We start from the raw sequence: 23,733 nt of genomic DNA, 5'->3' as shown, positions 1-23,733 counted from the left end.
CCTAAAGAGGCTATTTCAGGTCGATGCTGTTGAGACGTCCCATAAACTCGAGGATCTCAAGGTTCTCTTTATTTGCTTCAAGCAACGCTTTCTTCGTTTTGGAATAGGCTCCTAGCCTGCCATGCTTGTTAATGGAACATACAACGCTGCGATAAATTAATTTACCGTTGTCATCGTAGTTTCTCCACGCGGCGATATAGCACTCGTCTTTGCCATCTGGGTTATCGAGGGTGGGGCGAGGCTTGAAGATGATCTTTGGTTCTAAAGAGTGGGGCAAGCGAGTCATCAAATAAGGGTCTTTGAGTAGCCGCCTCCAAAATTTCCCCCACATTTGGCTACCTAACTCGTTTCTTAGTTTAATCGCCTTCTTTAGTCCTTTCTTTTCACCTAAACGAATGTAACCGACAGAGCGATGAAGGACCGTATCATCTGGAGTATGAATATGGATCTTAAATGCCGTTTTGGCTTTTGAAATAAAGCGGTGCCCTGTGTTAGTCGTCAGATTACTCTTTTTCATCTTATAGCTATCGATAATATTGTTAATAGACATTTTAGTAGATTTAGCATGAAACGAGAAGTAGCAGTCTATCGACTAACCCAGCGGTCAAAATCAGAGAAAAGTTAACTTGCGGTACGGCAGAGGTGAATGGAAGCCAGTGTTTGGGTGACTTTGGAACAAGGATCCAAGAAACATAGAAATGGACCCGATTGGGTCCATATTAAAAAGTGGCGCTCCCGATAGGATTCGAACCTATGACCTGCCCCTTAGGAGGGGGCTGCGCTATCCAGCTGTGCCACGGGAGCTTAGAGAACCATAATTTTACTCAATAAATTGAATATGTTAAGCAGTTCTTAGGGTCTGTTGTTCTTTCGAGCTGAGTTTTGCAGCATTTTGTGGGAAATTGATACAAGGCAGAGGCTTGGATGTGTAGCTGGCCTACATGAGAAGCCGATAACGCAGTAGAAATGAACCACAAATGCTGCCCGAGGGGTTCGGTTAAAATCGTTTTATGCTTTGTTGAAGACTATTTGCTTAGAATGACTAGGCTACACAGTCTTCGCCTCACCTAAAACGATTTTATCTCGAACAAAACTTAAGCATGAAAGAGCAACAGACCCTAGTCAGCTAAAGCTGTTTGTGCATTACATCGCCAATTTGAATAGCGCCTGCTAGGTTGGCTTGATCGACTTTGAGCTCAGCCTCATTCTCGTATACTCGAGTGACGGTTAGGGTAATGTCACTCTGGGTAACCTTATTACGAGGTAGACCTTTTTGGTCGATAAAAGCGCCTGTGTGCCAAAGCTGTAGTTGGTCACCCTCACGTACTCCATGTAACCGACCAAGATCGATGGTTACTGTTTGGCCGGTTTTAGCCACCACTTCTGGCAGGGTGATCTTACAGGAAATCTCAGACTCTAAGTCCAACATGATATTTCGGCTGACACGCAACATCATGTCTCCGTAGGTGGAGGCCCAGAAACGAGCACTCTTAGTGTCTATCTGGCTGGTTTTAGCAAATGGCCAACGAGCGACTTCGCGGTAATTGGTGTTATACACCTCATGGCCTGTTTTCCCATCAAACACTTTCATTTCGAGGGCAAACTGTCGGTTCACTACGTCGTCTCTCAGTAGCTTCTTATCAATGGTTGCTGTTAGATCGGTGATTACACCGCCAATAATGTATTGCGCTCCAGTGTCTTGAGCGATCATTTTTAGTCGTTCAGGGTAACGTTTACTGATTTCGTAGTCGGTGGTGCCCACTGAGACAAAACTGGCCGACTCTTGATCAATTTGACGATTGATTACATGAGCGAAGTCATCACCAATGTTATAAATTTGACCCATAACGGCCTGTTGAGGTGAGGCAACATCGATATTACCCACTAAGAAGGTCTTCTTGTATTGGCTCACGTGGCAACCGCTTGCCGACGGATAAATATCTAGCCTTGCCCTTACGGTCATTACACCATCTTTGCTTCTTTCCGATTCAACTAGGATGTAGCGAACTTCGTGATTAGTGAACTGGTACTCTTTTTTGTCTGTTTCCAAAAAGTCTCTTAAGTTACTAATACTGCCAATGTCACCACCAGAAAAACTGACCGCCTTATAGATAGCATCCTCTAGCGCGTGCAGGCGTGCCACTTCTTCTGAGGATACGATAGTGGCAGTTCCTGTCACTTCATACCATTCTGCTTTAGCGAGCGTGCTAAACACTAGGATATAAAGTACTGAAAATATGGAGAGTATATTTTTTTTCATCATCTGCGGCCAATTAGGTATAAATATTGCTTTTCATTTTCTAGCTGATTTAGGCATTGCCTTTCTTCTTAATAGCAGAGTTAGAAAAGCAAGGAATGTTCCACTTTATAGCGTCAAAGCTTTGAACATTCGAATGCCTTATTATATCTGGAGATCAAGAGAATGAAAAAATGGTTAACGTTAGTGCCAGCAGTATTCCTAACTGCATGTGCCTACGCCCCAATATATAACGGTAAAGAGCCGTACTCGGGTTCTCAATTTATGCTGATGGAAAGCCCGCGCCATACTCTCGACTTTTTTGTTGAGAGTCTGACAGAAGATCTGATGATCTCAAATACGAGCGTGTCAGCAAGAACACCGATTGCAGTCACATCGTTTGTTGATTTGCAAAGTATGGATGCGACCAACTGGTTAGGAAACTCGGTATCAGAAGGGTTTATTCACCAGTTCCAACGTCGTGGTTTCAAAGTTGTGGACTTCAAAACCACAGGCAATATTCAGGTCACCCAGCAAGGTGATTTTGCACTCAGCCGTGATTGGAAAGAGCTCGCCCAAGAGCAAGAAATTCAATACATCCTTACTGGCACGATGCTGCGCCAAGAAGGGGGCGTGCTAGTCAATGCACGTGTGGTTGGTATGCAGTCACGAGTGGTTGTCGCTACAGCGCAAGGGTTCTTGCCAGCTGATCGTATTGGGCGTGATTTAGATACTCTGAATACGATTCGGACACAGGATGGAGTGCTAATTCGCTCAGATCCAACCATGACACAACCATATACTGTGATTTTACGTCCATAGGAGCAAGAAATGAGTAAGTGGATAGTAATGCTTGCCGCGTTAATCATGGTAGGTTGCCAACCATTGAGTAACATGCGTCCTGATGATTGGCTGACAGCCGTAGGGTACGCGAGTATCAGTGAGCAAGTAGGAAAGAATGAAGAAGAGCAGCAAGTCCGTGCTATGCGTGCCTCGAAGATCGATGCGTATCGCGAGCTTGCAGAGCAAGTCTATGGTATGCGAGTAAGCGGCCGAGCTGACTTGAAAAATCAGCGCTTAGGAACGGAAAGGACTTCCGGTGCCGTTGATGGCGTGATTCGAGGTGCAGAAGTGGTACGCAGCTACAAAGTTGGCGATAGCTATGTGACAGAACTAAGGCTCGATATCCAAAAAATGGAAAAGCTTCGTGAATACGGAGAAGTACAACAGGTTCCAGATAAACGCCAGCAGACTCTATTTTAAGTTCAATTATCAGCTCTCTCCAGAATAAAAAAGCGGCAACATCAGTTGCCGCTTTTTTAATGTCATTCATTTATGCTTTTATATTGGTACCGAGTGTAGAAAGTGTATGAGTCTGTCCACCTGCATTATACGTCATGCCAACTTTACCATGGCTCTGCTGCATTAGGTTGTTAAGCTTGTTGAAGCTGAGCTGTGCTCGCTCTAAAGCATCCCCGTTCACTAAATTAGCTTGTTGGCAGTCGTGAATGATTGAACGTACTTGGCTGACCATCGATTTAAGTTGCTCATCTTCTGAAAGGCTAGAAACATCTGGATGAGAGGCTATTCGATCGTCAGTTTGTTTTAACTGAGAGATTAACGTGACTTTAGCTTTTGCTAGTGACTCGATGTCTTTTGCCACACGAGCGGCAATTGCGTGTTTTTCTTGCTCGAGTAATGTAGATAGATCATGGGCGTTTTTGAGTTGAAATTCGACCAAGCTTAATAATGCTGCCATAACTCAATCGCTCCTATCTACAAGTATGCCTATAGGCCGCCAAGTTCATCTTCGAACTTGATCATATTATCAGCAAGCTTCTCTGGATCTACCGTATAAGAACCATTTGCGATCGCTTCTTTGATAGCTGCAACTTTTGCGCTATCGAAGCTTGGTTGTGTGCTCATTTGATTATGCATCGCCCCAATGTCCTTTCCCTGTTGACTAAGAGAAACTGCATCTTTGTCTGTGGCCCCAGACTGTGACGACGATTGAGTACCAGAAGATGCATTAGATTCTGTACGCGTGGAGTTACGAGTCGACGATGTCATCGTGTGTCCAGAGCGTATGTTATCTATACCTGCCATAAATTAGCCTTTCTTTGATTTGGGAACCTGTACAGTCACTATCGACTGCTACAGAAATTACTTTAATAATTTCTACCCATAATATTTGACTGGGCAGTCGCATAAGTCATTCATTGGTCAGAAGTGAACCGTGACTTCTGCAATTCCTGTTACTATACCTTCTATTATACGGTTGGATTTCGTATTTTTCACTCTTATCTGCTCGCCTGCTGCACCATCTGTGAGGGCGGTACCCTTGGTTGTGATGACCATTCCCTGTTTTACTGCTCTAATTACTACCGTTTCATTACGACAAACGACACATATATCCCTTGTTTCGACAACATTTCCGACGTTTAAGTTCCTCTTCACTTTAGCGCCAACAACGGCATTAAGTGAGGAAAAGCCTTGCCGACGTGATCGATGCAGGTCTACCATACTGATAGTTACATCATTATTTGTGATGATTTGCCCCCGACTCAGTGGGCTGGCAACTGTAACTTGAGGGCCAGAAAGTGTTAAACGTACAGGAACATAAAGTTTCCAGTTATCGTCGTAACATTCTACTAACACAGTTATATTGCTCGCAGACCCGTTGAGAGAAGACGATGATGTTTCGAGGGGAGATGGACAGTCGGTTGCGAAGACGCGAGTGTCGATATTGGCTGCGGTGGCGTCGAGTTTACCCCCAGTTGGGGCCTCAACGTTATTAATTATATAGTTCTCAGCGGCTTGCTGAATGGCTTCAATTTGTTCAATCGTCGCAGATTGCGCATAGAAGCTAAAGAAAACCAACAAAAAGCCGATAGAGTGATTAAAATTTTTATATATAGCTCTACACTTAGTTATGGTAACAAAATACCAATGTGTTTTAGAATACACCATTTTGTTTCTCTGGTTTAACATAGCCTGTAGTAGACTATCACTTTTATAACAAAAGTTTGAGATGGAGATGAGCTTATGACCGGTATTCTTGATTCGGTGAATCAGCGTACACAACTTGTAGGTCAAAACCGATTAGAACTGTTAACATTTCGACTTATGGGTCGTCAGCGTTACGGGATCAACGTATTTAAAGTAAAAGAGGTCCTACAGTGCCCGAAGCTTACTTCAATGCCAAACTTACACCCCCTTGTTCGTGGGGTTGCTCATATTCGTGGCCATACCGTTTCTGTTATTGATCTTAGTTTGGCCATTGGCGGCCGTGCAACTACCGATATAGACAAGTGTTTCGTCGTAATCGCTGAGTTTAACCGTACTATCCAAGCATTTTTGGTGAGCTCTGTAGAGCGTATCATCAACATGCACTGGGAGGCGATCCTTCCTCCACCGGACGGCGCTGGTAAGGCAAACTACCTAACGGCCGTAACCAATATCGACAACGAGCTGGTTGAAATTCTCGATGTGGAAAAGATTCTAGCCGAGATCGCCCCTGTTGACGAGACGATGGATTCCTCCATCGGCGAAGAAATTGCACAAGCAGAAGAAGAGAAGCAAATTGTGCGCCGAATTCTTATTGCGGATGACTCTACTGTTGCGCGTAAGCAGGTTGAGCGAGCAATTACTTCAATCGGATTTGAAGTTGTTTCGGTAAAAGATGGCAAAGAAGCCTATGAGAAGCTTGTAGAAATGTCTGCAGAAGGTAGTATCTATGATCAGATCTCTCTCGTGATATCTGATATCGAAATGCCTGAAATGGATGGCTATACTTTAACAGCGGAGATACGCCGCCATGCTGATCTTAAAGATTTGTATGTAATTCTACACTCTTCACTTAGTGGGGTCTTTAACCAAGCCATGGTTGAAAGGGTAGGTGCGAACTCTTTTATCGCGAAATTTAACCCTGATGAACTTGGTAATGCGGTTAAAACAGCATTAACAGAATAAAGAGACATTAATGACAGCGATAACTATAAGCGATCAAGAGTATCGTGATTTCAGCCGCTTTTTAGAATCTCAGTGTGGTATTGTTCTGGGCGACAGTAAACAGTACCTAGTGAGAAGTCGTCTTAGCCCCTTGGTCACCAAATTCAAAGTTGGATCATTATCTGACTTATTAAGAGATGTTGTAACGGGGCGGAATCGTGAACTTCGAGTTGCCGCTGTGGATGCCATGACGACGAATGAGACGTTATGGTTTCGCGATACGTACCCGTTCCAGGTGCTGTCGGAAAAATTGTTACCAGAAATTGCCGCAAATAAAAGGCCTATTAAAATTTGGTCGGCGGCAAGCTCATCGGGTCAAGAACCCTACTCAATGGCAATGACAGTTTTAGAAACTCAGCAGCGTAAGCCGGGAATGTTGCCTAATGTATCAATCACCGCTACCGATATTTCGGCAAGCATGCTTGATATGTGTCGCGCTGGTGTTTACGACAACCTTGCATTAGGTCGCGGACTCTCTCCTGAACGCCGCAGAACGTTTTTCGAAGATGCGGGTGACGGACGTATGAAGGTCAAAGACAACGTTAAGCGTTTGGTGAACTTTCGCCCGCAAAACTTGATGGAAAGCTATGCTCTGCTCGGCAAGTTCGACATCGTTTTCTGCCGTAATGTACTGATCTACTTTTCACCAGACATGAAGTCTCAAGTTTTGAACCAAATAGCGAATAGCTTGAACCCTGGCGGATACTTGTTACTAGGGGCATCGGAATCACTAACAGGCCTAACGGACCGCTTTGATATGGTTCGATGTAATCCTGGGATCATCTATAAGCTCAAATAGTGTTTCTTGAATTTCAAAGCCCGGCAACTTGCCGGGCTTTTTCTTTATGCGCTCCTGCGCTATATATAGGGTGAGACATTCGAATATCTCTTCACGTACATTTCCAAAGATAGGTCTAGGTTGGTCTGTTATTTGCTTTTTGTAGTGTGATAGCGGTTATTTGGATATTTGCGATAAAAGTTGGTACACAAATTGCTTTTATCTAGATTAATAACGGTCAGTTCTTTGAGTTGAGGCAAGTATGGCTATTTCTTTTGACAATGCTTTAGGTATCCACCAACACACGGTTGGTGTACGTGAGCGCAATGCTGAGGTGATTTCTACCAACATTGCTCAAGCAAACACACCGGGCTTTAAGGCAAAAGGGATGGACTTTAAGAGAGCCTTGCAGGCGGCAACGTCGGAGGCAAGCATTGGTCTTAGCCGCACCGATGGTCGGCATATCTCTGCCTCAACGACAGTGACAGGGGAGCAGCTTTATCGTGTTCCTACTCAACCTGACACGGGTGATGGCAATACTGTTGATGTGGATCTAGAGCGTAACTTGTTTATGCAGAACCAAATCAGACATCAGGCATCACTTGACTTCTTAGGAAGTAAATTCAAGAACTTAACGAAAGCGATTAAAGGGGAATAATTAGATGAGCTTATTTAATGTATTCAATGTGACTGGTTCTGCAATGAGCGCTGAATCTGTTCGTCTAAACACGACCTCAAGCAACCTGGCAAATGCGGATAGTGTTTCTAGCTCTGCTGAAGAAACCTACAAAGCTCGCCACGCTGTATTTGGCGCGGAGTTAAGTAAAGCACGTTATAACCGTGATCATAACGTGCCAGTGAAAGTGTTAGGTATCGTTGAAAGTGATAAACCACTGGATGCTGAGTACAACCCTGATCATCCACTTGCGAATGACGAAGGCTACATTTATAAGCCAAACGTTAATGTGATGGAAGAAATGGCGAATATGATCTCTGCTTCACGTTCTTACCAAACGAACGTGCAAGTAGCGGATGCAAGTAAACAAATGCTGCTGCGTACGCTGCAGATGGGTCAATAGGGATAAGGGGGTAACAGATGGCCGGAGACATTAATAATGTTGGTCAGAGTGGCTTGTCCTATATCGACCAGCTTAAACAACTACAGGACAAAAATAAGCCTGATGAAGTAACGGGTAAGCAAGCTCTTAAACAAGAAGACTTTCTCTCGTTGCTCACTAAGCAATTGTCCCAGCAGGATCCGTTCAAGCCGGTCAGTAATGATCAAATGATCGCTCAGATGGCGTCGTTTGCAACGGTAGATGGTATTGGCAAGATGAACACTCAGTTTGATACGCTGAACTCTTCTATGACCTCAAACCAAGCGCTGCAAGCCTCATCACTTGTTGGCCGCGATGTTCTAGTTCCTGGAGCAGCGGGTAGCAAGAAAGATGACGGTGAGATGTCTGCAATGGTCAAGCTGCCGAAAAACGTTGATAACGTGATGGTTCGTATTGAAGACCAAATGGGCCAGCTTATCAGAACATTTGATGTCGGTGCACAGCCTGCGGGCGATAGCCGAGTCACTTGGGATGGTAAAGACCAAGAAGGAAATCCATTGCCGGCTGGCAAATACAATGTTAAAGCCTCGGGCATACTCGACGGGCAATCTACAGAATTTGATGTTTCAACATACGCAAACGTCAATAGTGTATTGCTAGGTAAGGGCGATGGTAATGTACTACTCAATCTAGCTGGTTTTGAATCGCCAGTTCGACTTGCTGAAGTACTAGAAGTTGGCAAAGCATAGCCACACTAGCTAGATAGGAGATATAGAATGTCATATGTTGCACTTAGCGGCTTATCGGCTGCTCAATTAGATATGAATACAACGAGTAACAACATTGCTAACGCAAACACGTACGGCTTTAAAGAGTCGCGTGCAGAGTTCGGTGATGTGTACTCTAACTCGTTATTCACTCATGCGAAAACAACTCCAGGGCAAGGTGTGCAAGCCTCTCAAGTAGCCCAGCAGTTTCACGAAGGTTCGAGTGTTTATACCAACAACCCGATGGATCTTCGTATTTCAGGTAATGGTTTCTTTGCTGTTGCGAAAGATCGTTTGTCTCCTACGACTAACGAAATGACGCGTAACGGTGCGTTCCACCTGAACAAAAATAACTACATGGTGAATGCGAACGAGGAATATCTTCTAGGTTACCAAGTCAATAAAGAAACTGGACAGGCCTTGTCTTATGAGCCTTCTCCTATCCAGATTCCGAAAGAATACGGTAAACCAAAAGAAACAGAGAACGTGAAAATCGGCATTAACTTGCCAGCCGATGCAGAGCTAAAAGACCCAGCATTGTTTGATATTAACGATCCTGAAACTTACAACCGTTCAACGTCTTCAACGGTCTACGACTCAATGGGACAATCGTACAAGTTGACTACGTATTACTTGAAAGATGCGACCCAGCCAAACACTTGGCAAAGTTACTACACAGTGACGGATGGTGACGGTGAAAAGCCAGTCAACATTACTGGAGGTGACGCAACGTCTCCTACCGGCCATATCGGTCATACTTTTAGGTTCAACAATGATGGTACGCTTGCTAGCCTCAATAATGGTAATCCTATTACTACTGAACCTCTGGGTTCGGGAGCTAACCCAATTGATTTGGGTGGTGCGGATGTTAACCAAACCTTGAACTTTAAACTCGGTGACTCAACCCAATTTGCGGCTCCATTTGAGCTTCAGGCATTTGATGAAGATGGCGCGACAACTGGCTTCCTTGCCAAAGTAGATTTTGACGAAAAAGGTAGCGTTGTCGGCACTTACTCAAATGGTGAGGAAGTTATCCTTGGACGTGTTGCAATGGTTCGTGTTGCAAATGAGCAAGGCTTGGCTAAGAAAGGGGGAACCCAGTGGGATTCTACCAACCTGTCGGGCAAAAAGGTTTGGGGTGAGTCTAACACCGGCTCGTTCGGTTCAATTGGTAGTGGTGTACTAGAGCAATCTAACATCGATATGACGCAAGAGTTGGTGGATCTTATTTCCGCTCAACGAAACTTCCAAGCGAACTCTCGTTCTTTAGAAGTTCATAACCAAACACAACAAAATATCCTTCAGATTCGATAGTCGAATATTCACCTATCGATGAACAACTTCAATGGCAAGCGAGTGGCAATCACTGGCTTGCTCTTGTTGCCACCTATGGCAATTCACTTCTTTATCTCTACATTCGCTTGCCGTTTTTGCTAAAAGCTCTCATATATCAATAAGATAAAAATTGGCACGTTCATTGCTTTAATTGATCTGAATATAGGTTATTGGAGCACGTTATGGATCGCGCACTGTTTCTTGCCATGAGTGGCGCAAAGCAAAATATGCAGGCTTTACAGCTTAGAGCTAACAACCTTGCAAACGTTAGTACCACGGGTTTCCGTGCTGATTTGGCGCAAGCAAGGTCAATGCAGGCTTATGGTGATGGTTTACCTAGCCGCGTATTTAGCATGACTGAGCGACCAGGGCAGAACTTTGCACAGGGCAGCGTCATTACGACAGGCCGAGATCTCGATGTCACGATCAAGGGTAACGGCTGGATTTCTGTAATGGATAAGACCGGCAAAGAAGGTCTCACTCGTAACGGCAACCTAAAGATTGACCAAAACGGTTTACTCACCAATTCTGCAGGCCACCTTGTACTTGGTGAGAATGGGGCACCAATTACGTTGCCTATCCCGCTAAGCAAAGTCGAAATAGGTACTGATGGTACGATCTCGGTTGTACCTCAAGGCGCTCCTGCAGATGCTATTGAAGTGGTTGATCGTATTAAGCTTACCAATACCAATAACCAAGCCTTATTCAAAGATTCCAATGGCCTTTTTCGTTCGAAAGAGCCAAATGTGGCATATGAAGCAGATGCCAATGTCAAACTTCTTACTGGCGCCATTGAAGGAAGCAATGTGAACGCGGTAGGTGAGATGACAAGTCTAATTGATTTGCAAAGACAATTTGAAATGCAGGTCAAGATGATGAGCACGGCAGAGGATATGGATAAAGCATCCGATTCTCTCCTTCGTATGAGCTAATAAGGATTTAAGGAGACGACTATGCATCCAGCATTATGGGTCAGTAAGACTGGACTTGACGCCCAGCAAACCAATATCTCAACGATTTCGAACAACTTGGCCAACGCATCGACAGTGGGTTACAAGAAAAGCCGTGCGGTTTTTGAAGATTTGTTTTACCAAAATATTAATCAACCTGGCGGCCAGTCTTCTCAGAATACCGAACTGCCAAGCGGTTTAATGCTTGGTGCGGGTTCTAAAGTAGTTGCTACACAAAAAGTTCATACACAAGGTAATACTCAGACCTCAAGCAATAGCTTGGACATGATGATTGAAGGTGATGGCTTTTTCCAAATTTTGATGCCAGACGGCAATATTGGTTACACGCGTAACGGTCAATTCACGGTGAATGATGAAGGTGCGTTAGTCACATCTGGCGCAGGTTATACCGTCGAACCAGAGATCGTTATTCCACAAGATGCAACAAGCATTACTGTGGGTACGGACGGTGAAGTATCCGTTCGCCTCCCTGGTCAGCAAGATAACCAAGTTGTTGGTCAGCTTACTACCGTAGACTTCGTCAACCCTGGTGGTCTAGAGCCTATTGGCCAAAACCTTTACTTGCCGACAGGGGCAAGTGGTGACCCACAGGAGGGTGTTCCGGGTTTTGATGGGTTTGGTGATATCCGCCAAGCGATGCTTGAAACTTCAAACGTTAATGTCACGGAAGAGTTGGTTAATATGATCGAAGCTCAACGAGTCTACGAAATGAATTCGAAAGTAATTTCAGCGGTAGATAAGATGATGAGCTTTGTGAACCAACAGCTATAAGTTTGAATTGAGGAATTCGATATGATTCGCCAAATTTCTGTTCTTTCATTGTTGGTTCTAGCTGGCTGTTCAGCATTTCAAGAGCCAATAGAGACTTCTGATGTTGTACAGGGCACGACGACGGTTGATGCGGTTGAAGGAGATAAGTCTTCTGACGATCAATCGGGACTTACGGATGCACTGCGCGGACGTAATGATCCGGTTGCAGGAGATCCTGCATGGGCGCCAATTCACCCTAAACACGCGCCAGAGCACTATGCGGCAGAAACGGGCTCTCTGTTTAACTTGGCCAGTGCAAATAGTTTATATGATGACTCAAAGCCACGTGGTGTGGGCGATATCATCACTGTTGAACTGAATGAGAGCACCAAAGCGGCGAAAAGTGCAGATGCTGACCTTTCGAAAGCGAATGACTCTTCAATGGAACCGCTTGAAGTGGGTGGACAACCACTGAACATCGGTGACTACGATTTCTCCTATAATTTACAAAATGACAATAACTTCAGTGGTAGTGCTGAAGCGAACCAAAGCAACAGTATTTCTGGTTTCATTACGGTTGAAGTCATTGAAGTGCTAGCAAACGGCAACCTCGTCATTCGTGGTGAAAAAGTGGCTAACGCTGAATACGGGCGATGAATACATCCGATTAAGCGGAACGATTCGACCGGACGATATTGATTTTGACAACAGCATTGCGTCGAACCGTATTTCAAATGCTCGAATCCAGTATTCTGGGACGGGTACCAACAGAGATATGCAAGAACCTGGATTCTTGGCACGATTCTTTAATGTCTCATTATAACGTTGTAGAAAGGTCGAGTTTTTGGCTTCACGCTCATTTCATTGAAAGGTATATATGATGAAAAAGTTATCCCTGTTACTGATTGGCATTTGTTTCATTGCCACTAGCGCGCAAGCGGCGCGTATCAAAGATGTAGCGCAAGTTGCAGGGGTACGTAGTAACCAATTGGTGGGTTACGGTCTAGTCACGGGTTTACCGGGCACAGGTGAATCCACCCCGTTTACAGACCAAAGCTTCAATGCAATGCTGCAAAACTTCGGCATTCAGTTGCCGCCAGGTACTAAGCCAAAAACTAAAAACGTCGCTGCAGTTATTGTAACTGCAGACCTACCGGCATTTTCTAAACAAGGCCAAACCATTGATGTAACCGTCTCTTCGATTGGCTCTGCGAAGAGTCTACGTGGCGGTACATTGATGCAAACCTTTCTAAAAGGCTTGGATGGTGAAACGTATGCAGTAGCACAAGGTAATCTTGTGGTGAGTGGTTTCAGCGCGGAGGGCGCAGATGGCTCGAAAATCGTGGGTAATAACCCTACTGCAGGTATGATTTCTAGCGGCGCAATCGTCGAGCGAGAAATACCATCGCCATTTAGCCGAGGTGACTTTATCACTTTTAACTTGCTTGAATCTGATTTTACCACTGCTCAACGTATGGCTGATGCGGTCAATAACTTCCTAGGCCCTCAAATGGCATCTGCTGTGGATGCGACCTCAGTAAAAGTTCGTGCTCCACGCGATGTGAGCCAGCGAGTTGCTTTCTTGTCTGCGATCGAAAACTTAGAGTTCAACCCAGCAGATGGTGCTGCAAAAATTATCGTTAACTCGCGTACTGGTACTATTGTCGTAGGGCGTCATGTAAGGCTAAAACCTGCCGCCGTAACTCACGGTGGAATGACTGTAGCGATTAAAGAAAACCTGAATGTGAGCCAGCCTAATGCCTTTGGTGGCGGAGAAACAGTAGTTACCCCTGACACTGATATTGAAGTGACTGAAGAACAGGGAAAAATGTTCAAGTTTGAACCTGGTCTAACCCTAGATGATCTCGTTCGTGCGGTGAACGAAGTCGGCGCTGCACCTTCTGATCTCATGGCCATTCTGCAAGCGCTTAAACAAGCGGGTGCAATTGAAGGCCAATTGATAGTTATCTAAGGGGCCATGTCATGATTAACAATGGAAATGATGTCGGATTCGTACATGACATTGCTAGCTTAGACAAGCTTCGACAACAGGCCGTGAACGGAGAAGGTGAAGGCGAGAAAGCGGCCTTGACTGCAGCTGCGAAACAGTTTGAAGCGATTTTCACTTCGATGCTTTTCAAATCAATGCGTGATGCCAACTCTACGTTTGATTCCGGTTTAATGAATAGCCAAAACGAGCAATTTTATCGTCAGATGTTGGATGAACAGATGGCGAGTGATATGAGCAAGTCTGGCTCGTTAGGCCTAGCTGATATGATCGTTGCTCAATTGAGCACGGGGACAATCAATGACCCTAATGCCGCTAATCGAGAAGACAACTTCGAAGAAATCATGGACAAAGTAGCACGTAGTCGCGAAATGCGGGCTCAATCTGGTAATGATGTTACTCCTTTAGCTGCTGAACCTACCTCATTTGAATCTCCGGAAAGCTTTATTGCTTCTATGAAGCCGTATGCTGAGCAAGCCGCCAAGGCGCTCGGTGTTGATTCCTCGCTATTGCTTGCACAAGCTGCTCTTGAGACAGGGTGGGGGCAAAAAGTGGTTAAGAACTCACGTGGAAGCAGTAACAACTTATTCAATATTAAAGCGGATAGAAGCTGGCAAGGTGATAAAGTAGCCACTCAAACTCTGGAATATCATGGTGATACGCCAGTGAAAGAGAAAGCAGCATTCCGCTCTTATCAAAGTTATCAAGATAGCTTTGATGATTACGTGCGATTCCTTAACCAGAACCCACGTTACAGTACAGCGCTACAGAACAACGGCAGCTCTGAAGACTTTATTCGAGGCATCCATCAAGCGGGTTACGCCACAGACCCTAAATACGCAGACAAGGTCCTTCGAGTTAAACAACGAATCGACCAAATGTAAGCACATAATAAAGCCCGCTGTTGCGGGTTTTATTATGTGCTCAATTCTCAGGTATTGCCTCCCGCACTTCCAAACAATAGACGCTATAACCCCCTGTTTAATGTAAATATTACCCACTTGGCATACATATTGCTTTTTAACTAGTGGATGAGTAGTAACTACTCCATTTTATTGGTTTTTTGGGGGGCGTATGTCGTCAGATCTTCTGAATTTAGGGGCACAAAGTGTTCTCACATCTCAGAGACAGCTAAACACGACTGGTCATAACATTTCTAATGTGAATACAGAAGGTTATAGCCGTCAATCTGTAATCCAAGGAACCAATGATCCTCGTCACTTTGGTGGGCAGACCTATGGTATGGGTGTCCACGTGGAAAATGTTCGCCGCTCATGGGATCAATTTGCCGTTAATGAGTTGAACCTCTCGACGACCAATAATGCTTTTCGTAAAGACACAGAAGAAAACTTAGACATGTTGACGCGCATGCTGTCTTCAGTGACTTCCAAAAAAATTCCAGAGAACCTGAACCAATGGTTTGATGCCGTTAAAACACTAGCTGATAGCCCAAATGATGTCGGTTCACGTAAAGTTGTTCTCGAAAAAGCGGAGCTCATTGCTAAGAATCTCAACGATTTCCACGAGACGGTAAGGATGCAATCTGACGTTGCCAACAAAAAGCTCAATATGGGTGTGGAACGAATCAATCAGATTGCCTATGAATTAAGAGATTTGCAGCGTTTAATGATGCGAACTCCAGCGCCGCATAACGATTTAAAAGATCAGCATGACGAACTCGTCAACGAACTTTCTCAATACACCAAGGTTACGGTTACCACTCGTCAAAATAACGAGGGATACAACGTCCATATTGGTAACGGACATACTCTAGTTTCCGGCACTGAAGCAAGCCAACTAGCGGTCATGGATGGGTACCCAGATGTGCATAAACGTCGTCTTGCAATGGTGGAAGGCAAAGGTATCAAGGCCATTACCGCTAAAGATATTGGCGGTAACATTGGCGCCATTTTGGACATGCGTGATGAGCATATTCCTCAAGTAATGGATCAGATGGGCCTACTTTCCACTGCCTTTGCACATGAGGTGAATAAATTACAATCTCAAGGTTTGGACCTACGAGGCAACGTAGGTGGTCTTATCTTTACTGATATGAACTCTGAAGTAGTCGCAAAATCTCGTGTTGTTCAACCTGCGGGCTCGAATGCTGAGCTTGCTGTATTTATTGATGATACTGCCCAGCTTCAAGGGGGCGAGTATTCTCTGCAATACAACGGCAGCGACTACATTGTCACTAAGCCAACTGGAGAACGTATTACGGCTCCTCTAGTCGGTGGAGAGTTGCTGGTTGATGGGATGCGAATAGAGGTCCGAAAAGGGCTAGAGCTTGGAGAACGTATACTTATTCGCCCAACGCGCCAAGGGGCGGCACAGATTCAGATGCGTACCAATGATCCAACTGCGATTGCGGCTCAAAGCTATCAGGCATCAACCACCTTTGCACAAGGTAGTGCGAGCTTCAAGATTAGAGCTGCGGGCGACCTCCGAGAGTTCGAAGTGGTGATTTCACCAAAGGGCGATCAGTTTGCTGTAACGGATACCAAAGGCAAAGTGCTGATGCAGCCACAAGCGTACCCACCTACTGGGCCTGTGACGGTTCAGGGCACCACGTTTGAGCTTTCAGCTGGCGCTTTGCCGAATGATAAGTTTACGGCAAACCTTGTCCCTTCCGAAGGTGACAACGGCAACTTACGTAAAATGCAGGATCTGCAAACAGCGAAAAAGCTGAATGATAAAGAGTCGACCATCATCGACGTTTACCAAAACCTAAACAGCAATGTTGCGCTTAAAACGTCCACGGCCTCGCGTCTTGCAGACGTAGCACGCTTAGAAAAAGAAGCGGCCCAAGAGCGCATTGCATCTATCGCTGGTGTAAACCTGGATGAAGAAGCGGCAAACATGATGAAGTTTCAACAGTCGTATATGGCGTCTTCACGCATTATCCAAGCGGCAAATGACACATTCAACACCATCTTGGCACTAAGGTAGGAGGCTAATTAATGTTAAATAGAATCTCTAGCTTCCATAACTATCAGTCGGTACAAAATGATTTGCGCCGCCAAGAAACTCAGGTGCACCACAACCAAGCGCAGCTGGCATCGGGCAAAAAGCTGCAAAAAGCCAGTGATGATCCGCTTGCGGCTCACTATATCCAGAATGTAACTCAGCAATCGGAACAATTACGCCAGTATGTTGATGCGATCGTGTTGGTGAGAAACCGCCTAGAACATCATGAAGTCATTGTTTCCAATGCGGAGAGTTTTGCCGATGAAGCGAAACGTACTGTAATGGAAATGATTAACGGCTCGTTATCACCGGAAGATAGGGTGGCTAAATCTAGGGAAATTGAAGAGATTGCCAATAACTTTTTGAACCTTGTTAATGTACAAGACGAGTCTGGTAACTACATATTCGCCGGTACAAAACCGAAGAATCAACCTTTCTTCAAAGACAATCAAGGGAACGTAAGTTACGCAGGTGATGACTACCAGCGCAAGATGAAAATCTCTAACAGTTTGGAGATGGCAATCAATGACCCTGGCAGCAAGATGTTTATGGAGATTGATAATCCATTTGGTGATTACGAGCCTCAGTATCAATTGAATGATGGTTCCGATCTTCTATTAGAGCGTGCTGTTAATACTAACCCAGATGATCAATCAGTCTATAAAGTGACTTTTGTTGATATGGCGAATGGTAAGTTTGGTTATCAGCTGGAGCAAGACGGTGCTGTAGTAAAAGCCGATGAGTTTGACCCTTCGGTGGGCATCAAGTACCAAGACGTTACTATTCAGGTAAAAGGGCAGATCACCAAAGGTGATGCCATTTCACTCGAACCTAGAAAGACTTATTCCATCTTCGATAGCTTTAGAGACGCGATGGAATTATCCAAGGGTTCAGTGTCAGACCCGAATGTTACTGCGAAGCTGCATCAGATCACGCAAGAATTCCATGCTGCATTTATACACCTTAACAAAGCGCGTACTGACGTTGGTGCACGTTTAGGTACTTTAGATATCCAAGAGCAGCAACATGAAGACTTCAAGATTACGTTAGCTAAATCTAGAAGTAATTTCGAAGATTTGGACTATGCGGCTGCCGTTATTGAGTTCAATGAAAACACTCGGGCACTGCAAGCGTCACAACAAGCATTCGGCAAAACGAAAGACCTCACTCTATTTAACTACATCTAACTTTAATGCCATACGTGCATCTGCCGTATGAGCGAAGTGATGTGTTGTGCTTCCTCACTGATTGGGTAGGGAGGCAAAAGAGCGGCAATGCCGCCCAGCACAACTTGGAAAGCAAGTAATAAGAAAATAACTTACTTATTACCTAATGATCTAAGTTGTTGATATTAAGGTGGTTAATGTTTTATTTGATGGGTTTTTATAACTTGGCACATAAATTGTATTAATCAGTGTACGTAGCGAATTTATAGACGAGTAACCCTAGTAAATAAGGGATATAAGTCACTTACGGTCAGTGCTTCCAAATGAGATTAAGCTGGCCGCTTCGCAAAGCATTTGCGAACTCACTAGGAGAGCAAAGTATGACCATTACAGTAAATACTAACGTGTCAGCGCTAACCGCGCAGCGTTACCTAAATAAGGCAACTGGTGAATTGAATACCTCGATGGAACGCCTATCCTCAGGTAACAAAATCAACAGTGCAAAAGATGATGCAGCTGGCCTGCAGATCTCGAACCGATTAACCGCACAGTCTCGTGGCCTAGATGTAGCTATGCGTAATGCCAACGATGGTATTTCCATTGCTCAGACAGCAGAAGGTGCGATGAACGAATCGACTAACATTCTTCAGCGTATGCGTGACCTAGCTCTGCAATCGGCGAACGGCACGAACTCGCCGTCTGAGCGTAAAGCGCTGAACGAAGAAGCTGTAGCACTGCAAGACGAGCTAAACCGTATTGCAGAGACAACATCATTCGGTGGACGTAAGCTGTTGAATGGTTCGTTTGGTGATGCTTCATTCCAAATTGGTGCGAGTTCAGGTGAAGCTATTATCATGGGCTTGACCAGTATCCGTGCGGATGATTCTCGCATGGGTGGGCACACATTCATTGCCGCTCAACCTAAGACGGCAACGTGGGATGTTCCACCAACAGCAAAAGACATTAAGTTTGAATACACCAACGATAAAGGTGAGCAGACTACGGTTGATATCATGGCAAAAGAAGGCCAAGACATCGAAGAGCTAGCAACTTACATTAACGGTCAAACTGACAAGCTAAAAGCTTCGGTTGATGAAGAAGGTAAGCTGCAAATCTTTATCGCCGAAAATGAGCTAGAAGGTAACTTCGCTATATCAGGTGGACTGGCAAGTGAACTTGGCCTTGCTGGTGGATTAGGTCAAACGTCTACTGTTCAAGATATTGATATTAAGACAGTAGGTGGTTCACAAAACGCGGTAGGTATTATCGACGCTGCACTACGTTATGTAGACTCTCAGCGTGCTGACCTAGGTGCGAAGCAAAACCGACTTAACCACAGCATTAACAACTTGGCGAATATCCAAGAAAACGTTGAAGCTTCTAACAGTCGTATTAAAGATACCGATTTCGCCAAAGAGACGACTCAATTAACGAAATCACAAATTCTGCAACAAGCAGGTACTTCGATACTTGCTCAAGCAAAACAGTTGCCAAACTCTGCAATGTCACTATTGCAGTAACCCCAGAGACTTTACTTGTGTGTTCAGACGTGGGCATAGAGTAAAGGATCAATGGCAAAGCATGATTATTATTGGTTATTAGACTCTCTCACTTACGTTTAGTGACTTTACGATAAGCATGCACCCGGTCAGCCGGTGATGTGTTCATTTCTCTTGATCTCCACATTGGCTCTGGCTACCAACTAGCCCCAGTTCTCTCAAAGGAAAAGGGGCTTTTTCTTATCTGCAATTTAGCGTTCCCCCCTCTCGACCAAACCTCAATTTTCTTTAATTTTTTTTTTACCTTCTGGGCGTAAGGTCTTGTTATTCATTGCTTTCGTGTATTTTTTATTTTTTACCTATTTTTTTTCTAAAGGAATCTCAAACCGTGTCGTTAATAAGGGTACTTTGAGAGAACTAATTGGTTTTCCGAGACGTCGGAAACCGTTCGGAAATTTCCGCTACGCCGGAAAATCAATAGGAGAAACCACTATGGCGGTTAATGTAAATACAAACGTATCAGCGATGACAGCGCAGCGTTATTTGAACAGTGCAAATAATGCTCAGCAAACATCAATGGAACGTCTATCATCTGGCTTTAAAATCAACAGTGCGAAAGACGACGCAGCGGGTCTACAGATCTCTAACCGTTTGAATGCACAAAGTCGTGGCTTGGACGTTGCGGTTCGTAACGCGAATGATGGTATTTCGATTGCACAAACAGCTGAAGGTGCAATGAACGAAACCACTAACATTCTTCAACGTATGCGTGATCTTTCACTTCAATCTGCAAACGGCTCTAACTCAAAATCTGAGCGTGTTGCGATTCAAGAGGAAGTAACAGCTCTTAACAACGAGTTGAACCGTATTGCTGAAACCACATCATTTGGTGGTAACAAGCTACTAAATGGTACGTTTTCTACTAAATCATTCCAGATCGGTGCGGATAATGGTGAAGCAGTAATGCTTACCCTGAACAACATGCGTAGCGACAATACGATGATGGGTGGTAACTCGTACAAAGCGGCTAACGGCCAAGACAAAGATTGGGAAGTGAAAGCAGGTGCTAACGACCTAACAATCGCACTGACTGATAAGTTTGGCGTGCAGCAAAATATCGCTATCAACGCTAAAGAAGGCGATGATATCGAGCAGCTAGCAACTTACATCAATGGTCAAACCGATATGGTTACGGCTTCAGTAGATGAAGACGGCAAGCTTCAGCTCTTCACAGGTAATAACAAAGTAGAAGGCGCTGCGACCTTTGGTGGTAGTTTAGCTGGTGAACTTGGAATTGGTCAGGCTCAAGCTGAAACAGTTGATACTATCGATGTTCGTACTGTTGGCGGTGCACAACAATCAGTTGCTGTCGTTGATGCAGCATTGAAGTTTGTAGATAGCCATCGTGCAGAACTAGGTGCGTTCCAAAACCGTTTTGACCACGCTATCAACAACTTAGAAAACATTAACGAAAACGTGAATGCATCTAAGAGTCGTATCAAAGATACAGACTTTGCGAAAGAGACAACTGCACTGACTAAGTCGCAGATCCTTTCTCAAGCCTCTAGCTCTGTTCTGGCGCAAGCAAAGCAAGCTCCTAACTCAGCTCTTGGTCTACTTGGCTAAGGTGAGAGTCACGAATAAAAGGCCCAGCTTAATGCTGGGTTTTTTTTCACCCTAATTATCCCGTCCTAAACAAAGTAGTATTTTCCACGCTAAAAACTGGAGTGTGTTATGAAATCAATAACGAGATGAACCCAGGTGATTGCGTCATTTACAGTCGAATCGTAACTCAGCCGACTAGATAACCGTACGCAGTTAGTGATCCTCCGAGTTTCCAATTTGTAGCGCCGATCTATTGGTTGATGGGCAACCTTGTCATTAAAATTGGAAATCGGTATACCTAGCCGCGACACACCTGATGAATTTCTTCGATATGCCCCTATGACTAGAAGCTCTGCTGACGTTTAAGCTTAAGTACAGTTGAAATTTGTATTGATCAAAGAGGATATCGAGTGAGTTGATTAGCTAGATTGATTAGCGATTGAGTGGGTAAGCTCGACTGACCAAAACGAAAAACCCAGCCGTTAAGCTGGGTTTTAAATAATGGTGCGGAAGGAGAGACTTGAACTCTCACACCTTGCGGCGCCAGAACCTAAATCTGGTGCGTCTACCAATTCCGCCACTTCCGCATAGCTGTTTAATCTCTGCTAAGAGTATGGTCATCACTGATGATTGGTAAATCAATGAGACGTTGTAGTGGCTGGGCTACCTGGATTCGAACCAGGGAATGGCGGCATCAAAAGCCGCTGCCTTACCGCTTGGCGATAGCCCAACAGCGAACAATCTGTTTTATTACTCTTAGGCAACAGAACAAGTCATTCTAAATAATGGTGCGGAAGGAGAGACTTGAACTCTCACACCTTGCGGCGCCAGAACCTAAATCTGGTGCGTCTACCAATTCCGCCACTTCCGCATAGCTGTTTAATCTCTGCTAAGAGTATGGTCATCACTGATGATTGGTAAATCAATGAGACGTTGTAGTGGCTGGGCTACCTGGATTCGAACCAGGGAATGGCGGCATCAAAAGCCGCTGCCTTACCGCTTGGCGATAGCCCAACAGCGAACAATCTGTTTTATTACTCTTAGGCAACAGAACAAGTCATTCTAAATAATGGTGCGGAAGGAGAGACTTGAACTCTCACACCTTGCGGCGCCAGAACCTAAATCTGGTGCGTCTACCAATTCCGCCACTTCCGCATAGCTGTTTAATCTCTGCTAAGAGTATGGTCATCACTGATGATTGGTAAATCAATGAGACGTTGTAGTGGCTGGGCTACCTGGATTCGAACCAGGGAATGGCGGCATCAAAAGCCGCTGCCTTACCGCTTGGCGATAGCCCAACAGCGAACAATCTGTTTTATTACTCTTAGGCAACAGAACAAGTCATTCTAAATAATGGTGCGGAAGGAGAGACTTGAACTCTCACACCTTGCGGCGCCAGAACCTAAATCTGGTGCGTCTACCAATTCCGCCACTTCCGCATAGCTGTTTAATCTCTGCTAAGAGTATGGTCATCACTGATGATTGGTAAATCAATGAGACGTTGTAGTGGCTGGGCTACCTGGATTCGAACCAGGGAATGGCGGCATCAAAAGCCGCTGCCTTACCGCTTGGCGATAGCCCAACAGCGAACAATCTGTTTTATTACTCTTAGGCAACAGAACAAGTCATTCTAAATAATGGTGCGGAAGGAGAGACTTGAACTCTCACACCTTGCGGCGCCAGAACCTAAATCTGGTGCGTCTACCAATTCCGCCACTTCCGCGTTATTTCCTAAAAGCTTTTCAATGTTTAAAGCAAACAAAAGCGCTTAGGAAATGGTGGCTACTGCGGGATTTGAACCTGCGACCCCATCATTATGAGTGATGTGCTCTAACCAACTGAGCTAAGTAGCCAAATTGTCAAAGTATGGTGCGGAAGGAGAGACTTGAACTCTCACACCTTGCGGCGCCAGAACCTAAATCTGGTGCGTCTACCAATTCCGCCACTTCCGCGTCTCAATATCTATATATCATCAACAGTTAACTGGTAAAAACTATTGAATGAATTGTGGTGGCTACTGCGGGATTTGAACCTGCGACCCCATCATTATGAGTGATGTGCTCTAACCAACTGAGCTAAGTAGCCATCTTTGCGAGCGAGACAATATATATAATCTCATCGCGAGTGTCATCATCTTTTTCAAGATAAATAGCACTTTTATAATTAATGGCTGGGCTACCTGGATTCGAACCAGGGAATGGCGGCATCAAAAGCCGCTGCCTTACCGCTTGGCGATAGCCCAACAGCGAATAACTTGTCATTAGCAAACAAGTTATTCTAAATAATGGTGCGGAAGGAGAGACTTGAACTCTCACACCTTGCGGCGCCAGAACCTAAATCTGGTGCGTCTACCAATTCCGCCACTTCCGCATTATTTCCTAACAGCTCTTACGGTTTAAAGTAAAAAGCGTTTAGGAAATGGTGGCTACGACGGGATTCGAACCTGTGACCCCATCATTATGAGTGATGTGCTCTAACCAGCTGAGCTACGTAGCCAATGCCATATTGTTGCTCTCAGTGAAACGTTGTTGTCTCGCTGGGAACGGGGCGCATTATGCGGAGTTGAGCTAAACCCGTCAATA

The 23,733-nt window shown here is 44.8% G+C and carries 21 protein-coding genes, 16 tRNA genes and 1 pseudogene; 17 read left to right on the top strand and 21 right to left on the bottom strand.

Going from position 1 to position 23,733, the window contains the following annotated elements; genetic code table 11:
* Positions 1-10 precede the first annotated feature (10 nt).
* The 3 genes from J4N42_RS10430 to J4N42_RS10420 all read right to left on the bottom strand — a co-directional run bounded on the left by J4N42_RS10430 (position 11) and on the right by J4N42_RS10420 (position 2,260).
* Positions 11-517 carry a Fe3+-citrate ABC transporter substrate-binding protein gene (locus tag J4N42_RS10430; RefSeq protein ID WP_252027798.1) on the bottom strand — a complete coding sequence of 169 codons (507 nt, stop codon included), beginning with the start codon at positions 515-517 and terminating at the stop codon, positions 11-13.
* Between the two features lie 210 nt (positions 518-727).
* A tRNA-Arg gene (locus tag J4N42_RS10425) sits at positions 728-804 on the bottom strand.
* A 322-nt stretch (positions 805-1,126) separates the two neighbouring features.
* Positions 1,127-2,260: a flagellar assembly protein FlgT gene (locus J4N42_RS10420; RefSeq protein WP_252030824.1), complete on the bottom strand. Its 1,134-nt coding sequence runs from the start codon at positions 2,258-2,260 to the stop codon at positions 1,127-1,129.
* A 162-nt stretch (positions 2,261-2,422) separates the two neighbouring features.
* Here J4N42_RS10420 and J4N42_RS10415 point away from each other — a divergent pair, with 162 nt between their 5' ends.
* Positions 2,423-3,058, top strand: coding sequence for a FlgO family outer membrane protein (locus J4N42_RS10415; protein WP_252027797.1), 636 nt, complete (start codon positions 2,423-2,425; stop codon positions 3,056-3,058).
* 9 nt (positions 3,059-3,067) lie between these two features.
* The gene (flgP, locus tag J4N42_RS10410) at positions 3,068-3,499 is read left to right on the top strand and encodes a flagellar assembly lipoprotein FlgP (protein ID WP_252027796.1); all 432 of its coding nucleotides are present in this window, start codon (positions 3,068-3,070) and stop codon (positions 3,497-3,499) included.
* A gap of 70 nt (positions 3,500-3,569) precedes the next feature.
* On the opposite strand, the gene J4N42_RS10405 is transcribed toward flgP, so the two are convergent.
* From J4N42_RS10405 to flgA, 3 genes are all read right to left on the bottom strand, one after another.
* Complete coding sequence (locus tag J4N42_RS10405) at positions 3,570-3,995, bottom strand: flagella synthesis protein FlgN (RefSeq protein WP_252027795.1); 426 nt, start codon at positions 3,993-3,995, stop codon at positions 3,570-3,572.
* 29 nt (positions 3,996-4,024) lie between these two features.
* Complete coding sequence (gene flgM, locus J4N42_RS10400; protein ID WP_252027794.1) at positions 4,025-4,342, bottom strand: flagellar biosynthesis anti-sigma factor FlgM; 318 nt, start codon at positions 4,340-4,342, stop codon at positions 4,025-4,027.
* A gap of 117 nt (positions 4,343-4,459) precedes the next feature.
* On the bottom strand, positions 4,460-5,206 hold the full coding sequence (gene flgA / locus J4N42_RS10395) for a flagellar basal body P-ring formation chaperone FlgA (protein ID WP_252027793.1): 747 nt from the start codon (positions 5,204-5,206) through the stop codon (positions 4,460-4,462).
* 75 nt (positions 5,207-5,281) lie between these two features.
* Here flgA and J4N42_RS10390 point away from each other — a divergent pair, with 75 nt between their 5' ends.
* The 15 genes and pseudogenes from J4N42_RS10390 (at position 5,282) to J4N42_RS10320 (ending at position 21,172) form a co-directional block, all read left to right on the top strand.
* Positions 5,282-6,208: a chemotaxis protein gene (locus J4N42_RS10390; protein ID WP_252027792.1), complete on the top strand. Its 927-nt coding sequence runs from the start codon at positions 5,282-5,284 to the stop codon at positions 6,206-6,208.
* A gap of 10 nt (positions 6,209-6,218) precedes the next feature.
* Positions 6,219-7,046, top strand: a complete 828-nt coding sequence (locus J4N42_RS10385; RefSeq protein ID WP_252027791.1) for a protein-glutamate O-methyltransferase — start codon at positions 6,219-6,221, stop codon at positions 7,044-7,046.
* Between the two features lie 241 nt (positions 7,047-7,287).
* Positions 7,288-7,683, top strand: a complete 396-nt coding sequence (gene flgB / locus J4N42_RS10380) for a flagellar basal body rod protein FlgB (protein WP_252027790.1) — start codon at positions 7,288-7,290, stop codon at positions 7,681-7,683.
* A 4-nt stretch (positions 7,684-7,687) separates the two neighbouring features.
* Positions 7,688-8,104, top strand: a complete 417-nt coding sequence (flgC, locus tag J4N42_RS10375) for a flagellar basal body rod protein FlgC (RefSeq protein ID WP_252027789.1) — start codon at positions 7,688-7,690, stop codon at positions 8,102-8,104.
* 17 nt (positions 8,105-8,121) lie between these two features.
* Positions 8,122-8,832 carry a flagellar hook assembly protein FlgD gene (flgD, locus tag J4N42_RS10370; RefSeq protein WP_252027788.1) on the top strand — a complete coding sequence of 237 codons (711 nt, stop codon included), beginning with the start codon at positions 8,122-8,124 and terminating at the stop codon, positions 8,830-8,832.
* A 27-nt stretch (positions 8,833-8,859) separates the two neighbouring features.
* The gene (gene flgE / locus J4N42_RS10365; protein ID WP_252027787.1) at positions 8,860-10,164 is read left to right on the top strand and encodes a flagellar hook protein FlgE; all 1,305 of its coding nucleotides are present in this window, start codon (positions 8,860-8,862) and stop codon (positions 10,162-10,164) included.
* 203 nt (positions 10,165-10,367) lie between these two features.
* Complete coding sequence (flgF, locus tag J4N42_RS10360) at positions 10,368-11,117, top strand: flagellar basal-body rod protein FlgF (RefSeq protein WP_252027786.1); 750 nt, start codon at positions 10,368-10,370, stop codon at positions 11,115-11,117.
* Positions 11,118-11,138: 21 nt separating this feature from the next.
* The gene (gene flgG / locus J4N42_RS10355) at positions 11,139-11,927 is read left to right on the top strand and encodes a flagellar basal-body rod protein FlgG (protein WP_252027785.1); all 789 of its coding nucleotides are present in this window, start codon (positions 11,139-11,141) and stop codon (positions 11,925-11,927) included.
* 21 nt (positions 11,928-11,948) lie between these two features.
* A pseudogene (gene flgH / locus J4N42_RS10350) lies at positions 11,949-12,729 on the top strand (flagellar basal body L-ring protein FlgH).
* Positions 12,730-12,786: 57 nt separating this feature from the next.
* Positions 12,787-13,878 carry a flagellar basal body P-ring protein FlgI gene (locus J4N42_RS10345; RefSeq protein ID WP_252027784.1) on the top strand — a complete coding sequence of 364 codons (1,092 nt, stop codon included), beginning with the start codon at positions 12,787-12,789 and terminating at the stop codon, positions 13,876-13,878.
* Between the two features lie 11 nt (positions 13,879-13,889).
* Positions 13,890-14,798 (top strand): flagellar assembly peptidoglycan hydrolase FlgJ, encoded by a 909-nt coding sequence (gene flgJ / locus J4N42_RS10340; protein WP_252027783.1) that lies wholly within the window; start codon positions 13,890-13,892, stop codon positions 14,796-14,798.
* A 190-nt stretch (positions 14,799-14,988) separates the two neighbouring features.
* Complete coding sequence (flgK, locus tag J4N42_RS10335) at positions 14,989-16,863, top strand: flagellar hook-associated protein FlgK (RefSeq protein WP_252027782.1); 1,875 nt, start codon at positions 14,989-14,991, stop codon at positions 16,861-16,863.
* An 11-nt stretch (positions 16,864-16,874) separates the two neighbouring features.
* Positions 16,875-18,068, top strand: coding sequence for a flagellar hook-associated protein FlgL (flgL, locus tag J4N42_RS10330; RefSeq protein WP_252027781.1), 1,194 nt, complete (start codon positions 16,875-16,877; stop codon positions 18,066-18,068).
* 359 nt (positions 18,069-18,427) lie between these two features.
* Positions 18,428-19,567: a flagellin gene (locus tag J4N42_RS10325; RefSeq protein ID WP_252027780.1), complete on the top strand. Its 1,140-nt coding sequence runs from the start codon at positions 18,428-18,430 to the stop codon at positions 19,565-19,567.
* A 471-nt stretch (positions 19,568-20,038) separates the two neighbouring features.
* Positions 20,039-21,172, top strand: a complete 1,134-nt coding sequence (locus J4N42_RS10320; protein ID WP_252027779.1) for a flagellin — start codon at positions 20,039-20,041, stop codon at positions 21,170-21,172.
* A gap of 481 nt (positions 21,173-21,653) precedes the next feature.
* On the opposite strand, the gene J4N42_RS10315 is transcribed toward J4N42_RS10320, so the two are convergent.
* From J4N42_RS10315 to J4N42_RS10245, 15 genes are all read right to left on the bottom strand, one after another.
* Positions 21,654-21,738: transfer RNA gene (locus J4N42_RS10315), tRNA-Leu, on the bottom strand.
* A 68-nt stretch (positions 21,739-21,806) separates the two neighbouring features.
* Positions 21,807-21,881: transfer RNA gene (locus J4N42_RS10310), tRNA-Gln, on the bottom strand.
* 56 nt (positions 21,882-21,937) lie between these two features.
* Positions 21,938-22,022, bottom strand: a tRNA-Leu gene (locus tag J4N42_RS10305).
* Between the two features lie 68 nt (positions 22,023-22,090).
* Positions 22,091-22,165 (bottom strand) — tRNA-Gln (locus J4N42_RS10300).
* A gap of 56 nt (positions 22,166-22,221) precedes the next feature.
* Positions 22,222-22,306 (bottom strand) — tRNA-Leu (locus J4N42_RS10295).
* 68 nt (positions 22,307-22,374) lie between these two features.
* Positions 22,375-22,449, bottom strand: a tRNA-Gln gene (locus tag J4N42_RS10290).
* Positions 22,450-22,505: 56 nt separating this feature from the next.
* Positions 22,506-22,590 (bottom strand) — tRNA-Leu (locus J4N42_RS10285).
* A 68-nt stretch (positions 22,591-22,658) separates the two neighbouring features.
* A tRNA-Gln gene (locus J4N42_RS10280) sits at positions 22,659-22,733 on the bottom strand.
* A gap of 56 nt (positions 22,734-22,789) precedes the next feature.
* Positions 22,790-22,874: transfer RNA gene (locus tag J4N42_RS10275), tRNA-Leu, on the bottom strand.
* Positions 22,875-22,927: 53 nt separating this feature from the next.
* A tRNA-Met gene (locus J4N42_RS10270) sits at positions 22,928-23,004 on the bottom strand.
* A 14-nt stretch (positions 23,005-23,018) separates the two neighbouring features.
* Positions 23,019-23,103 (bottom strand) — tRNA-Leu (locus tag J4N42_RS10265).
* A gap of 56 nt (positions 23,104-23,159) precedes the next feature.
* Positions 23,160-23,236: transfer RNA gene (locus J4N42_RS10260), tRNA-Met, on the bottom strand.
* 82 nt (positions 23,237-23,318) lie between these two features.
* Positions 23,319-23,393 (bottom strand) — tRNA-Gln (locus J4N42_RS10255).
* A 43-nt stretch (positions 23,394-23,436) separates the two neighbouring features.
* A tRNA-Leu gene (locus tag J4N42_RS10250) sits at positions 23,437-23,521 on the bottom strand.
* A gap of 49 nt (positions 23,522-23,570) precedes the next feature.
* Positions 23,571-23,647, bottom strand: a tRNA-Met gene (locus tag J4N42_RS10245).
* Between the last annotated feature and the right edge of the window lie 86 nt (positions 23,648-23,733).

Origin of the sequence: Vibrio sp. SCSIO 43135 (assembly GCF_023716665.1) — a bacterium.
GTDB classification, from domain to species: domain Bacteria; phylum Pseudomonadota; class Gammaproteobacteria; order Enterobacterales; family Vibrionaceae; genus Vibrio; species Vibrio paucivorans.
The sequence above is the reverse complement of the archived record's forward strand: the minus strand, read 5'-3'. Positions and strand labels throughout refer to the sequence as shown.

Bases quoted from the DNA above. Each gene is read 5' to 3' on its own strand.
- J4N42_RS10430 (WP_252027798.1), bottom strand. From the start codon at position 517: ATGAAAAAGAGTAATCTGACGACTAACACAGGGCACCGCTTTATTTCA.
- J4N42_RS10420 (WP_252030824.1), bottom strand. From the start codon at position 2,260: ATGAAAAAAAATATACTCTCCATATTTTCAGTACTTTATATCCTAGTG.
- J4N42_RS10415 (WP_252027797.1), top strand. From the start codon at position 2,423: ATGAAAAAATGGTTAACGTTAGTGCCAGCAGTATTCCTAACTGCATGT.
- flgP (WP_252027796.1), top strand. From the start codon at position 3,068: ATGAGTAAGTGGATAGTAATGCTTGCCGCGTTAATCATGGTAGGTTGC.
- J4N42_RS10405 (WP_252027795.1), bottom strand. From the start codon at position 3,995: ATGGCAGCATTATTAAGCTTGGTCGAATTTCAACTCAAAAACGCCCAT.
- flgM (WP_252027794.1), bottom strand. From the start codon at position 4,342: ATGGCAGGTATAGATAACATACGCTCTGGACACACGATGACATCGTCG.
- flgA (WP_252027793.1), bottom strand. From the start codon at position 5,206: ATGGTGTATTCTAAAACACATTGGTATTTTGTTACCATAACTAAGTGT.
- J4N42_RS10390 (WP_252027792.1), top strand. From the start codon at position 5,282: ATGACCGGTATTCTTGATTCGGTGAATCAGCGTACACAACTTGTAGGT.
- J4N42_RS10385 (WP_252027791.1), top strand. From the start codon at position 6,219: ATGACAGCGATAACTATAAGCGATCAAGAGTATCGTGATTTCAGCCGC.
- flgB (WP_252027790.1), top strand. From the start codon at position 7,288: ATGGCTATTTCTTTTGACAATGCTTTAGGTATCCACCAACACACGGTT.
- flgC (WP_252027789.1), top strand. From the start codon at position 7,688: ATGAGCTTATTTAATGTATTCAATGTGACTGGTTCTGCAATGAGCGCT.
- flgD (WP_252027788.1), top strand. From the start codon at position 8,122: ATGGCCGGAGACATTAATAATGTTGGTCAGAGTGGCTTGTCCTATATC.
- flgE (WP_252027787.1), top strand. From the start codon at position 8,860: ATGTCATATGTTGCACTTAGCGGCTTATCGGCTGCTCAATTAGATATG.
- flgF (WP_252027786.1), top strand. From the start codon at position 10,368: ATGGATCGCGCACTGTTTCTTGCCATGAGTGGCGCAAAGCAAAATATG.
- flgG (WP_252027785.1), top strand. From the start codon at position 11,139: ATGCATCCAGCATTATGGGTCAGTAAGACTGGACTTGACGCCCAGCAA.
- J4N42_RS10345 (WP_252027784.1), top strand. From the start codon at position 12,787: ATGAAAAAGTTATCCCTGTTACTGATTGGCATTTGTTTCATTGCCACT.
- flgJ (WP_252027783.1), top strand. From the start codon at position 13,890: ATGATTAACAATGGAAATGATGTCGGATTCGTACATGACATTGCTAGC.
- flgK (WP_252027782.1), top strand. From the start codon at position 14,989: ATGTCGTCAGATCTTCTGAATTTAGGGGCACAAAGTGTTCTCACATCT.
- flgL (WP_252027781.1), top strand. From the start codon at position 16,875: ATGTTAAATAGAATCTCTAGCTTCCATAACTATCAGTCGGTACAAAAT.
- J4N42_RS10325 (WP_252027780.1), top strand. From the start codon at position 18,428: ATGACCATTACAGTAAATACTAACGTGTCAGCGCTAACCGCGCAGCGT.
- J4N42_RS10320 (WP_252027779.1), top strand. From the start codon at position 20,039: ATGGCGGTTAATGTAAATACAAACGTATCAGCGATGACAGCGCAGCGT.